Below are 13,069 nucleotides of genomic sequence, written 5' to 3' on the forward strand. Positions count from 1 at the left end.
TTGAGTTTCCTTACCTTGAACCAACGATTTCGCTCTGTTCTTAACAAGGGTTTCTCATCTCTTCTTTCGGGCTTAGTGTCCTCCAAAATGACAGGCTCTTGCATTACACGCCCCCACTAAATTTTTTCATTACGTTTAACATCATGTTCGACTTCATGGCTTGCCCTGAGAGCTTACTTGCCCCCTTGCTCACTGCTGCGCTAGGTGATTGAACCCCACCGACCAACGTCGAAGAGAGCTTGATACTCGACAGTACTATTGCAATGGCTAGCGCCATCGTTACTATCAAGTCGGTGTAGTCGGCCACTCCCATTAACACCCTGCGTTCACCAATCGATATACAATTAGACACCGTGTCACTTGCTCCGCACTGTAGGACGCCCGAAGCTAGAAATTGGGCTTTGATAGCTAGCGCGGCTAGTACTCCCGCAGCCCTCACTAATACCAATAACAACAAGCTCCCAAGCGTGAATTTTAACCAGCCATCGAAAAACGGTCGGGTGACCGGATGAACTAACATTGGAACAAACAACGGGCTTAGAACTTTGGCCAGAAATAAACACCAAATCGCCCACGAACCAATAAAATACATAACAAGTTGCAAGATAATGGCTATCAGTTGCCATACGGCATAGATAAGAACATCCCCAACAGAAAAGTCCCACCAAGATATTTCTTCACCGTACATCCCTGCTAACGCATGGTTGACCCACTTAAATAAAAACATGGGATCGCTTGATCCCGTCCCTATTTTCAAAATGAGTAAGCCAAAGTTATCGAAGGTCTCTAGCATCACATCAAACACGCTGCTGTGTGTCTGATAAAATATCAAAGACACCATCACCATTAATGTTGTTTGAATGATAGGTTCAGGCTCAAAACCAATGAGCATGAATCGACCGACTTCAACAAAGAAAAGCAGTACGCAGAGAAAAATAAGAAGAGAAAAACTGAATTGGGTTATATCGGGGTGTACCATTACTCGATCAACAAACTCGTTGACCACTTGCATAAACGTGCCTCTAAAGACCGTATCTGCACTCATAATCTTCTACTGATTTACTATCAGCCTCCTTGTGTGTAATACACATGTATTACAGTTATCGAATTGGTGTTTCATCCAACACTATCCCCTTTTCTTGGGCTTCTTTCCTTCGTTCCAATCTCCCTTGTTGGGAACGAAGAACACCTTGAGAAACACGGTGCTCTAGTTGGTTTGAGGATGAGTAGGTCGCTAACGCCATATCATTTTGCAAATTCAGTTGGTCTAATAACAGTTGAAATTGCTCTACCAACATTTGAAGTGTGGCCAACTCACTTTCATCACCCAGCCCCTGCCTCTCACGATCTAAATGCGCCATATTTTGAGCGATATTTTCTTGCCGTAATCGGAAATTAGATATTTGTTGGCCTTGAATATGTGCGTCTGATGCCATCGTATGTTGTCTAGAGAACGCATTAGGGGTATCACCGACTGAGTTCTTAGATAAGCCATCCCACGTTTTTTGAGACGGAAGGGAACCGTAACGCTGCTGTGCATAAGCGGAATTTTCGGTTTCAACAATGTCATCTAAATCCTGATATATCCGCCTTAGCTCGCGTTCTAAAGCCGCATAATCCCTTGCGCTAAGTTTGTTCTCCAACGATTTAACTTGATTCAGTAACACCTGATACTCTCTGAGCATTTGTTGATACTCGTCAATCGCTGTTACCAATTGGTTTGTGCTTAACCCTGTTTGCTTTAAAATCTGATCGTACTCTTTGAGAACTGTCTGATATTCCATTATTTTTTGTAGCAAATTTGCTGCATCAAACGTTGGAAAGCCAGAAGATAATGCAACTGACGGTAAACCTATAACACTTGCAATCAAGAGAGATAATAACGTTTGTTTCATCGTAACTCCTTGGTATTTAATCCCAACTCTTCAACAATCTTGTCAACGGCAATATCAACATCCTCTTCTGCTTCTAGGATACGTTTAGCTAAGGCTGCTTCGTGAGGTCGAGAAGTGGCAATAACATATTGCTCAGGTTCAACATGTAGATTGATGACCTTCGCTATCCCCTTGTCAGGTTGTTTTATAAACGCTTGTTGTTTTGGCTTTAGTGACTGTATTACATTCAATTCGGCATCAGTTAAAAAAGGAAATGCCGTGATATAGTCCTCGCGTTTCATTTCCGCATCAGCCATAAAAATGAACGTTGTAGCGGCGCTCATTAGCGTTCCCCATTCACTAAGATCCGAATAATGCTTAGGCGATTGAGTCCAAAACCCCATTCCTCCACCATGCTTAAACCATGTTCTAGCTTTAGCAATGGCAAACTCTGCCGCCCCTCTTTGAGATAAAACATACTGACACTCATCAATTTCAAAAAATTTAGGCGTGGTTCGATAACGAGGATTTTCGAATAATCGAACGCTTCTAAAAAAGATTTCGCTATTGACCAATGCCGCTAATTTAGGCGCATCTTTCACCCCTTCCGTGTTATACACTGAGTAGGGTTTGTCCAATGCCCCAATAGCGTCTACGTCGTTATCAAATAGGTTCCCGTGAATTCCTCCTCGTTTGAAGTTGGCCAGTTTCTGATTCAATGACGGTGGACACTTACCAAGCATGGCAGAGAATGATCGCAATTTACCCTCTTGCTGCATCGTGTGAATAATGGCCTCTGTCACTGCTTTTTGTTCGCTAGCGTTCAGTTCCTGGTTCTCACGTGCTTCATTCATTTCAAGCATCATTCGAATCAACTCCATCATGTGACGAACAAAGCCATCATCCCCTTTACCAAAGCTCATCGAAAAGGGATTAAAGCCTTTTGATGTCTGTGTGTCTTTCAAACAGAAAAGTGCAGCGTCATCTTGAAAGAAGTGTGCTAAAGGCTCACTTCCTGCGTCAATATCCATCGTGCAATACATGCCACCTAGTTTCAGGAAGTGATTCGCAACACATTGCTTGAGGAAGGTCTTACCGCTTCGCGTCGGACCCACCCCAATCACTAAGCATTTATCACCAATGAACGGGGTATAATAGAATGGAACCCCGTCATCACTTTCAAAGACAAACAGAGCTTCCTCTTTACGATCTCCTAACTGAAAGCGCGGGAAACCCTCATGACTCCTGAAAAACAACGATAAAGCAGCCGCTTGAGTAGCGTTAATTTGACTTCGCCTTATCAGTTCTCCGTCATGGCCAAGAAGCAAAGTTTTATAGGCATTAAGAAGACCGACACTCTCCCAAAGTAAATGAAAATCAGAGTTTTCGAGAACCGATTTCATTCCTTTCGTTCGAGACTTTATCTTAGAAATATCGCTATCAAACAACACAACATAGCCGACCCAATCACCGTACTTGTCGGTATCATTGCTAATTCTTTCTATCTCTCGCATCGTTTCACGAAGCTTAGGACTTGCCTCAATCCGAGCTTGTATACTGGCGCTGTCTGCTTCTCCCTTAATAAAGTCGGTAATGCGCGTTTGTGAGCGGTATAAATCTCCTTCTTGTTCTTTTACCATCGCGTTTTTACGATCCTTTTCATAAGGCTCAAAGCGAGTAAAAAAAAGATAGTTACCTTTTTCAAGAACTGGACGAAATTCACTAGCCCAAGCGCATTCAGGCGTATGACTCATACCAACACCCTTAATAGCCGCAATCCTTAAATAAATTGGCCTGTCGTTAGTAATCTTTAGATAATGAATTCCATCTATTAATATAGGCTCCACATCACCACTTGAAAGTAACGTATCCCAATCTTGTATTGGGGCTTCTTTAGGTGGTTTATCCAAATAATAGGGTTCCATTGTTACTAAAGACTTTTGTAAATGGAATAATCTAGAACTAGATAATCTTTCATTATCTAATGAACGAAACGATAAACTTAGGCTCAATGATGATAATGTTTCATCCAATATATCTATCTGCTCGTTTAACTCCTGTTCTTCCAAAAGTACAGATTGTTTGTGAGACAGTGCTGTTTTGAGCTTATTTCGATAATCTTTATCGACCAAAGATTTAAGGCACATTGAAATAAAATCTTTCCCTATTTCGGTATAATTTGTAATACCATGTATTTCAATGACCCAAAAAAGACGGGACTGATATAAGTCCCGTTGTTGATTCAAATACGACGCCCGTCGATTAGAAACTAATTTTGCTCTAGGATTATCCCTTTCTTTAAAACGAATAGGAGGGCATTCACTATGGAAATAGTATTGTGAAAGAGTGACAGAAAACGGTAATCGTTGAATCGCATTTCTCAAAAGAAACGTGATCGATTCCTTTTCACTATCGTTTAGTAGCGCGGGTTCCACACCCGAAAGTTCGATTGCTCCTAATATCCCACCTCGATAGGTTAGTGCAGCATTTGCGCTTATGGGGGCATACGTGGCAATGGCAGTATTGAGAGCATCCATTTAAAATCCCTGTAGCCAAGTCATAAACGTACCGAGACTAAATAATGCTATCGCCCCAATACAAACCCGAAAAATCCATGCGATTGCAGCACTGCCCTCTTTTGGAGCCATTATCCATAAAATGATAGCGGCTGCGGCTGAAATAAAGATGACAAAAAGCGTGCCTGTCCCGCCAAGAAAGTCCACAATTGATTGGAAGAAGTTACCTATCTTTTGAAATACCCCTGTGTTAGAACCTAACGATACAGAAGCATAAACGGGCATAGTTACAAGCACAGCAAATGCCAGCCATATACGAGTTATAGCTTTATTCATGAATTTTTTCCTTATTTGTTTTTTCGAGTCCAATTTTTAAAAGAAACAACGTCTCCTTTACTAAGGACAGACATGTTCTTTTTTTTGATTGCATTGGAAGAAAGAGAAGAGTTTTTAATAGCATCTAGCCATAATAGCCATGCTTGGGGATCGTCTTGATGAATCCACCTTAGCGGTGCAAACACAATGATAAAGAATATGAAACCTAAACCACCTCCAATTATCCAACCTAGTTCCATTACAGATAATAACAACCCAAACCCTGCGAAAAGAGTTGCCAATGCGAATAATTTTATCGGTAGCCCTAAGATTAGCGTATCAGTTTGTGACTGTCGGCGTTGTAACCTCTGTTTATTGAGATCATTCATAGACTAATGCCAGTAGGAAGTTATTCCATAGAGTTGGGGAAGCAATGCGTTTTTAATAGCGAAGGATTTTTCCTCTCCCACGTTGCTTGAATCAACGCTCTATCAACATTACTTGTTCGTGCTCGTGCGCACAGTTTTTTATTTGGTGTAGTACCGAAGAAAGTTCTAACTCTTGCCTTTTTCATAAATACTCTCCATGTGTATGTAATCGTTTGTGCTGTCACTTTAAATTGTTCGCACAAAACAATACCCACCACGATTTTTACTCGCTGGGTGTGATTGATGAATTATTACGGGCATTCATCGTCGATTTCCCTTAGTTCACTCCAGCTACGTTTATCAACGTTGCTGCAACGGCGGAAATATCTGCCACTGGCACTAGTTTTTAAAGAACAAATATACTATCGAGTCATTCGACTCAAAGATTAAGGTGTTACGCTTTATTCATATAATTCAATAAAGAAGATAATGCTCGACTTTCGAAGTCAGGCTTCAACGCTTAACATTATTTCCAATTGATGCAATGTTACTATATGAATTTAAGTGGTCTTCTAACCGAAGCCTAGCCTCTCTTCTTAAAGAACGATCTGATTCATCACAAGAGTCCTCCAAGCGTTTTGCATGAACTCCTTTTAGAACAACCACTACTGAAACCTGTTTATCCTTAGGTATATCGTGATCCATTTGATTCACTCTCATTTCATATCAGTCTGGTTCCATACAGATGATATATGAAACCAGACGATGAACAATATACAAAAGGTATATTTTACCGTACTATCAACTATTTAAAGCTAGATTGAGAATGGGTGTCAGTATTCTGCACAGATAGATTTGCCTCAGTTCACTGGAAGAACCGCAGTTAAACTTATCTCGCATTTCACTCATTTGTTTTTTTACGGTGACTTCTGCAATGTCGCACGACAGTGCAATATTTTGTTGTGTACTTCCTGTAGCGTAGAGGTGAAGGATCTTACTCTCTCTATGGGTTAACTCAGGGAAAAGCACAGAATGGGGGTAGTCATTATTATTATTTAATGGCATCGCTACGACCTCTTTCTGATATAGAAAAAAAGAATGATTGTCGTTGTATTCCCATTAAATAGGGATAGTTGAACACAAACTGCGCAACTGATTTGGACAGAAGGTGACAAAAAAGCAGGTGAACGTTACTATTGCGCATAGCTCACTCCTTACTCCGTTTAAGTTGTGGGTTAGCTGGTAGGAAGAGTTGCCCCTCTTTCTATCAGCGTATTGATTCGTCTATCTCAGACTTTGTTTACTGTTCAATCCCTATAAAGCACCTCTCTTTTGGGTTCTTGTTTACAAAAAGCTCTTAGCCAAATCTTGTATGCTGCCACTGACTTTTTCTTTTTGCTCATTTTCATAATCTTCCAAGATCGCCGTGACTTTTTCGATTTCTTCCCTGACTTTTACCAATAAGCTTTCAAAAAGCTGCTGATCTTCCTCTGATTCTGACATCACGATCTCTAAGCTGTTTTCAAGAGATCGAAGCTCATCAATTTTCAAGGCGGGAGAGTCAAAGCCCTCATCTAACCGTTTTCTATTCTCCGTTAATAGCTTCTCTATGTTCGCTCTGGCCTCTTCGATATCCTCATCACTGAAACAGGCTGTCCATCTATACAAAAACCTGATTCGAGTATCTTCACCGTCACCAGATTCAATCTCATAGCCAAGCGTGCCATCTTTCTCACTCGTTTGGATCTCGATACGTTCCCTAGACTCTGGACAATCCGCTATGGCTTTTAAGGAGTCCGATATGACTCTTCGCAAGAATGTTTTAGGCGATTGGTAGGTCGGAATTAACACTTCACCATTTTGGCCAAATACCCCATAGATGTATTGAAGCTTCTTAATGCTCATTGGAAACAGTTTTTGCCCTGTTTTGAACCTTGACAACAGATCGAGGGTTTTCTTTGAATGAGCGTCCTTCAAAGCCAAGTATTGCTTATTGTTGATCAGCGCATACCCTTTCGACTTCGCCTTAGAAATATAGGACTCTCTCAATTCGTTGTTTGGCACAATCGTAAGGGTTCCCTTTTCATAACTTATGGAAGCGAACAAGGACGTGTATTTGAAGTCACCGTTACCACGTTCAATACCTACAACTGTTTTTTGTAGGTTCATAGCCGGTTTCTTTAAGATCGAAGCGACGTGTCTTTTTTCACATCCAAAGAACTCTGATATTTCATTGATAGCGAAGATGTAGCGAGGTTGTGCTGGTTTAGAAGAGGACAAGTCACCTTCAACAAACCAGTCCTCTGCCCTCATTTTGGTAAAGAGCATAGCCAACACATCACACATTTTTGGGGTAAGTTTTAAATTAGCAAAAACTAAATCATGTGATTTTATGTGATTGTCGATTCCTGACGAGTACTTGCGAATCACCGAAAACGGTAGGTATGCACTCTTATCTACATCTAAGCTTTTATCTGACATAGTGTTCCGAGAAAGTAGTTAAACAAAGTTTTGTGATATACGCACAAATCACAAATCTTAGTCAAATTTACACAAATCTCAGTCAAACTCAACTTAAAAACACATGATTCTGGAAAAGGTTTGACAATGTGCACAAAAACCAACCGCTCTATTAGTGATTCATTTTGAACTACTTTGATTCTTTTGTGATTCATTTCGACATGCTCTACCAAAATGCACAAATCTCAGTTTTTTGCACAACCAAAAGTCAGAAATCACAAATCTCAGTTTTTTGCACAATTAAAAGTCAAGACGCACAAATCTCGGTCTTTTTGCACAACTGAAAGTCAGAACGCACAAACAAAAGTCAAAATGCACAACAAAAAGTTCAATTTGCACAACTGAAAGTCAGGATTGCACAAACAAAAGTCAGGATCGCACAAACAAAAGTCAGATTTGCACAACTGAAAGTCAGCACAAAAACCACAAAATCTATATATATCATTAGTTTAAGTGCTATTTTTAGCCTTGCATAGATCTTATAGATTTTATAGGGGATCTATATGGAGTTATAGATCTTATTATGATCCTAATAAAACGAGATTAGATAATGGTACAGGATATGGTTTGTTCCATTCCTACTTTAAGTTGCTTGGCTGTATAATGGTGTCATCAAACAATATAGATGTTGGCAATTGTTGAATCACTAAGGGTATTATAGGAAGCAGTTCGACCTTATAGATTATTTATTAAGCACTCAGAACAAATGTTCCCTCCAGAGTAAAATGACTAGCATAATTGAACCTGATCGAGTGTTCTAGCGCTCGGTAATGTTGTGATAAAGAGAGATTCCATGGCAAAAAAAGACGAGATTTGTATTGAGAAAGTCTCACGAGAAATGACTCAAGGAAAAACTGCTCCTTACCTTTGTACTGATGATGAGAACAATAAACATATTGTCAAAGGGAGAAAAGCCGCGTCGAACGGTTTAGTTAAAGAATGGATCTGTGCGCGATTAGGCACTGCTTTTGGCTTGCCAATCCCAGATTTTTCATTAGCGTGGGCTGATACTCCTCTACAGAAAGTAAAGGAGTTATACGAATACAATTTTGCTTCAAGCTTTGTCGAGAATATTCAAGATGTTACAACATCAACATTAGGTAAACTCCCAAAGCAACTGCTAAAAGACCTTTACTTCTTTGATTACTGGATTCGAAACAATGATCGTACTCTCAGACAAGGGCAAGGAAATCCCAACTTTTTTTATAACCCAGTTAAAGACAATGCGCTTGTAATTGATCACAATTTAGCGTTTGATAAGGAATTCGAACTTAGCAAGCATAAAGAGTTACATGTGTCTGCGCCATTTATAGAGTGGAACGAAATATTCGAGACTGAGCGTGCATATTACACAGAGCGTATCAAGCTAGCTCTAAAAGAAATGGATAAGATGCTAGCAGAACTCCCTGAGGAATGGCTTGAGCTTTACTCTATAGAGCAGATTAAGCAAGAAATTTTACCTATATTATACCAATATCGTAACGACAACTTTTGGGAGGACATCAAGTGAGAAAACTGTTTGAGTATGCTGTTATACGTTTTATGCCATTTGCTGAAACCCAAGAGTTTGCGAACGTTGGGATTGTTCTATGGGCTAACGACTATCCAAATACAGTACTTATTAAACTTGCGCCAGCACCATTCACACGTATAAACAATTTCTTTGATGACATTGATGGGGGACTGTATGGCAAAGCCCGTTCATTTATGGAAATTGAGTTAGAGCGTATTAAGCATTATGCCAAAACAACGGATGGGAATGAGTTATCTGCTGTAATGCATGAGCTAACGCGCAAACGTGAAGGAGTAATGACCTTTAGTGAAACCGGTGTAATACTTGCGGAAAGCGGAGATGTTGTTCTTAATCGCCTATATCAAACGTACATTGGCAGAGATCTACCAGTAACCAAAGAGCAGCGTGAGCGATTAATGGTTAGAGAACTTAGGGAGCAATTTGGGTCTCTTCCATTGAGATACAAGGAAAGCTCTGTCGATGCTGGCTTTGGTAAAATAAAAATTCCACTAGTTACAATAATTGGCAGAGACCTTCGTGCAATTAAACCGATGTCATTTAACCAAGCTAAACCCATGGATATTGCAGATCATGGAGATAAATGGATTTCTCGGGTTAGGCATATACTTGATGCGAGAACAATTAAAGCTGATGATTTTTTGTTTACGATTGAAGCACCAAAATCAAATAAGCATGAGATCTTAATGGCGTTCGACTCCGTAAAAAATGGAATGAAGCGATTAGGGGTACAAGTCTTACCTTTCAAAAACAAAGAGAAGATCCTCGATTTTGCTGAACCAGATTTATCAACTGCACCAGTTGACTTCAAACTAAGTTAGGCATGGTATATGTCTTTTTAACCGCCTTCGGGCGGTTTTTTTTGCTCACAACAGATGCCCTAAGGCATTTGTTGAATGGTATCCACCATAAGCTCATGAGGAATTTTTAATGACTTGTGTACCTTGTTAACTCTGAATTGTCTGGAGACAAGCCTGTGCATACTACTCTTTGTATCTACTTTCTACTTCCCCTCTCCTCTGAATATAAAAGTATACCTTGCTTAGACTTTGGTGTTAGGTACATGCATTGCGAACAACATGCAGTGTTCGGCTCGTTGAGATGTACTGCCTATATTGTTGTAACCAATGATCTATCTACCTCGACTTTCTTATGGAATGTTGAGTTAACTCAGAAAAAATTATGAACGAATCTTAATAATCCAGTAGAATAGCTCATATGATTTTGGCTTCCAAAGGAGAGTAATTTGGCTGTTGATATTGGTGTAGGAGTTGCTGGAGCACTGCTTAAACCAGCAACAAATGAAATAGTTAAAAAAACGGTTGGGTCGGTTTATGATTTGCTGATAGATAAACATAACTTAAAAGAAATATCGAAATTTAAGAATAATTACATATCTTATTGTGAAAGAGTGTTAGAGGTAAAAACCTTAATGTCTCAAGATAAGATTTTTCGTATAGATGATATCTTTGTTCCTGTAGATTTGCTATTAACAGGATCTGATACAAAATTCGAAGTAAATAATAGAACTGCTTTAGATCATGAAAGAGCAATATTAATTAAAGGACTTGCAGGGCAAGGTAAATCCACGCTTTTACGCAAGTTACTATCAAACAATGCAAATTATTTTCATCGTTTGCCAATATTCTTTGAATTAAAAAATTATAGAGGGGGAACCATTGAAGATTGCATATCTAATAACTTATCCAGTTACGGAGTTTTAATATCACCATCGAGTCTAAAAAAATTATTTCAGGATAGTAATGTTAAAGTTTTTTTGGATGCGTTTGATGAAGTTAAACCAGAGTTTAGAGATCAATTAATTGATGATATCAGAAGGTTGATTAATGGCTCCAAATGCCACGTTATTTGTACTACTAGACCTGATACAGAAATAGAAACTCTGTCTGACTTTTTGACTTACACCGTTTGTGAGTTAACGGAGAGACAAGTTTTTGGAATCATCGACGTATCGGTAACGGACGCTGAGAAGGCTGAATCTCTGCGAACAGCGCTAGTCGATAGCCCGTTGTATAAAAAGTCTGACTCTATATTAAAATCACCTATCTTAGTGGTCTTATATTGCATTAGTTACAATTTAGGAGAAGAGATACCTAGTACTTTGTCTCAGTTCTATTCCAATATATTTGATACGGTTTTTTTTAAACATGATAATATAAAAGGCAAGGTTCGAAGAGAACGGACTTGGAATGATAATAGGAAAATATATAGAAATATTTTTGACTGTCTATGCTTTGTTTCTATGCGAGAAGGTCTAGTCAGTTTTAGTGGAAAAAAAATTAATTGATTTGGTTAGTGTTTCCTTAAAACACTCTAATGAAGAAGAGTGTTTTTCTAATCGTGTTTCTGAAGAATTGGTCTCAATAACAAACCTTATAATTGAAGATGGGTTTAACGAATATAGATTTATACATAAGTCTATACAGGAATTTTTTGCGGCTTCATTTATTGTTGCAATGGAACATGATAAGAAAAAAAGATTCTATTTAAAGTGCTTTACAAATAGTGAATTCAATACATTGTTCAAAAACACCCTCTTCTTTTTGACCGAGTTGGATTATTATGATTACCATGAATATGGTTTTATTCCTAGTATTTCAGACTTTCTGTCAATATCTCGTGATACCGAAATAAAAAGTATAACACTACCTAAATCTCTTATTGACTTATATTTGGATAAAACCACTATCTCTGTTTTGATAAGTGTTTACCGAAGAGGGAAAAATGAGTCACTATCTGTAGAAAAAGGGAACTTAAATTTTGAAAGTGCGATGGATTATCCAGCTTGTTATTCGGAAGTGTTCAATACGGCTAATAGCTTAATAAGCCTAGGCTATTCTGATGCGGATTTTAAAACATTAGTTGAAGATAAAAGAGGCAAACGTGAGAATGGTGTATATGTGATTACGATGAGACAACTAATTAATTTCAAACGCATACCTATTTCGTCAGTTTATGAATCATTAGAAATAGCAGTAAATGTACTTTACCGAGATAAGTTTAATAAAGCAGTTGCAAATATTAAAAATCGTAAAAACCTCATGAAGACAAGCAGTTATTTTGATTTTTAATGAATTTAAGATAAATAAGAGGCAATATCAATCGTTTAAATGTGTACCTATTATGTTTTATGAATATTACGGAACTGACAAGATTTAACAGGTTAGGGACGCAGTGGTAAATGTGCTTGTTTAGGTTACACTCTTTCGTCTCTGCAATGAAAGAACTATGGCGGTTGATGGCATAGCATAACCTACGTGACGGTGGTTGTGTCTAGTAATAACTTTCTGACTGGTTTTATAATTCACGAAGCGTCCTAAAATGGCACTTTTTCAGGGATAGGAAAATCGTTAGTGATGGCCATCACTTGATTAATAAGCCTGACCACGAACTACAGCAGTAGAAGCCATTTGAAATCTGTAAAAGACAGCTTCAAGATTCCTATTGAAAACGAGTAGTACTCGTTGTTTTTTTACGTGCTCTCATCACGTACTCACTGGCGTCAGCGCGATGTAATTGAGGTAGACTATCCATTCGTAACAAGAAATTCGTTAAGTTTTTCTATAACGCGGGCATTGATCTTCTCTATTCTAGGTTAGCTTTAGCCTAAACTTCGTATTCAGCTTGTTTCCAGTGTGGCTGGTAGGACTAGATCTTAAAGGCATTGGCTGAATTTATTGTTAAAGTTTAATTGTAATTAAATCATTATGATCTTAGTATTGATATGTTGAATGTTTATCTCTAAATCACGTAAAGAGAGTGTTGGGCATTTATTGGTATGATGTGCCATAAATGGAGAGAGCTGTATGATGAAAATAATTAAAATCTCCGAATCCATACTTGATGATTTCAATTTTGAGATTATGAGCTCAAGGGTGTTTAAGTCTGGTTTTTTTATAATTGGGAAGATTACATATGTAAACC

Annotated in this window: 12 protein-coding genes; 4 read left to right on the forward strand and 8 right to left on the reverse strand. The window is 38.6% G+C overall.

Translation table 11 applies throughout. From position 1 onward, the window contains the following. Positions 1–103: 103 nt before the first annotated feature. From HW45_RS18375 to HW45_RS18405, 8 genes are all read right to left on the reverse strand, one after another. The gene (locus HW45_RS18375) at positions 104–1,045 is read right to left on the reverse strand and encodes a type IV secretion system protein (protein WP_006074035.1); all 942 of its coding nucleotides are present in this window, start codon (positions 1,043–1,045) and stop codon (positions 104–106) included. Positions 1,046–1,100: 55 nt separating this feature from the next. After that, the gene (locus HW45_RS18380; RefSeq protein WP_038228800.1) at positions 1,101–1,895 is read right to left on the reverse strand and encodes a hypothetical protein; all 795 of its coding nucleotides are present in this window, start codon (positions 1,893–1,895) and stop codon (positions 1,101–1,103) included. Further along, positions 1,892–4,411, reverse strand: coding sequence for a VirB4 family type IV secretion system protein (locus HW45_RS18385; RefSeq protein WP_038228804.1), 2,520 nt, complete (start codon positions 4,409–4,411; stop codon positions 1,892–1,894). Before HW45_RS18385 ends, HW45_RS18380 begins: the two co-directional genes overlap by 4 nt. Further along, a complete protein-coding gene (locus tag HW45_RS18390) occupies positions 4,412–4,726 on the reverse strand; it encodes a hypothetical protein (RefSeq protein WP_051868224.1) in 315 nt (104 codons plus the stop codon). A gap of 11 nt (positions 4,727–4,737) precedes the next feature. Next, the gene (locus tag HW45_RS18395; RefSeq protein ID WP_038228807.1) at positions 4,738–5,094 is read right to left on the reverse strand and encodes a hypothetical protein; all 357 of its coding nucleotides are present in this window, start codon (positions 5,092–5,094) and stop codon (positions 4,738–4,740) included. Positions 5,095–5,586: 492 nt separating this feature from the next. Next, positions 5,587–5,793 carry a TraY domain-containing protein gene (locus HW45_RS28980; RefSeq protein WP_327196422.1) on the reverse strand — a complete coding sequence of 69 codons (207 nt, stop codon included), beginning with the start codon at positions 5,791–5,793 and terminating at the stop codon, positions 5,587–5,589. An 81-nt stretch (positions 5,794–5,874) separates the two neighbouring features. Beyond that, entirely contained in the window at positions 5,875–6,138 is a 264-nt protein-coding gene (locus tag HW45_RS30370; protein WP_038222873.1) for a helix-turn-helix transcriptional regulator, read from the reverse strand. Positions 6,139–6,417: 279 nt separating this feature from the next. Further along, the gene (locus HW45_RS18405) at positions 6,418–7,554 is read right to left on the reverse strand and encodes a replication initiation protein (RefSeq protein WP_038228809.1); all 1,137 of its coding nucleotides are present in this window, start codon (positions 7,552–7,554) and stop codon (positions 6,418–6,420) included. An 832-nt stretch (positions 7,555–8,386) separates the two neighbouring features. On the opposite strand from HW45_RS18405, the gene HW45_RS18410 reads away from it, so the two are divergent. The 4 genes from HW45_RS18410 to HW45_RS18425 all read left to right on the forward strand — a co-directional run bounded on the left by HW45_RS18410 (position 8,387) and on the right by HW45_RS18425 (position 12,216). After that, complete coding sequence (locus HW45_RS18410) at positions 8,387–9,103, forward strand: HipA family kinase (protein WP_051868226.1); 717 nt, start codon at positions 8,387–8,389, stop codon at positions 9,101–9,103. Next, on the forward strand, positions 9,100–9,945 hold the full coding sequence (locus HW45_RS18415) for a DUF3037 domain-containing protein (RefSeq protein WP_038228812.1): 846 nt from the start codon (positions 9,100–9,102) through the stop codon (positions 9,943–9,945). The genes HW45_RS18410 and HW45_RS18415 overlap by 4 nt, the downstream gene beginning before the upstream one ends. Before the next feature lie 425 nt (positions 9,946–10,370). Beyond that, a complete protein-coding gene (locus tag HW45_RS18420; RefSeq protein ID WP_038228814.1) occupies positions 10,371–11,432 on the forward strand; it encodes an NACHT domain-containing protein in 1,062 nt (353 codons plus the stop codon). Next, positions 11,413–12,216 (forward strand): hypothetical protein, encoded by an 804-nt coding sequence (locus HW45_RS18425; protein WP_038228816.1) that lies wholly within the window; start codon positions 11,413–11,415, stop codon positions 12,214–12,216. Before HW45_RS18420 ends, HW45_RS18425 begins: the two co-directional genes overlap by 20 nt. The last annotated feature ends 853 nt before the right edge of the window (positions 12,217–13,069 follow it).

This window comes from Vibrio sp. ER1A (assembly GCF_000733315.1).
Taxonomy (GTDB): Bacteria; Pseudomonadota; Gammaproteobacteria; order Enterobacterales; family Vibrionaceae; genus Vibrio; species Vibrio mediterranei.

Coding starts and splice junctions, on each gene's coding strand:
- HW45_RS18380 (WP_038228800.1), bottom strand. CDS start 1,895: ATGAAACAAACGTTATTATCTCTCTTGATTGCAAGTGTTATAGGTTTA.
- HW45_RS28980 (WP_327196422.1), bottom strand. CDS start 5,793: ATGAGAGTGAATCAAATGGATCACGATATACCTAAGGATAAACAGGTT.
- HW45_RS18410 (WP_051868226.1), top strand. CDS start 8,387: ATGGCAAAAAAAGACGAGATTTGTATTGAGAAAGTCTCACGAGAAATG.
- HW45_RS18385 (WP_038228804.1), bottom strand. CDS start 4,411: ATGGATGCTCTCAATACTGCCATTGCCACGTATGCCCCCATAAGCGCA.
- HW45_RS18395 (WP_038228807.1), bottom strand. CDS start 5,094: ATGAATGATCTCAATAAACAGAGGTTACAACGCCGACAGTCACAAACT.
- HW45_RS30370 (WP_038222873.1), bottom strand. CDS start 6,138: ATGCCATTAAATAATAATAATGACTACCCCCATTCTGTGCTTTTCCCT.
- HW45_RS18390 (WP_051868224.1), bottom strand. CDS start 4,726: ATGAATAAAGCTATAACTCGTATATGGCTGGCATTTGCTGTGCTTGTA.
- HW45_RS18405 (WP_038228809.1), bottom strand. CDS start 7,554: ATGTCAGATAAAAGCTTAGATGTAGATAAGAGTGCATACCTACCGTTT.
- HW45_RS18375 (WP_006074035.1), bottom strand. CDS start 1,045: ATGAGTGCAGATACGGTCTTTAGAGGCACGTTTATGCAAGTGGTCAAC.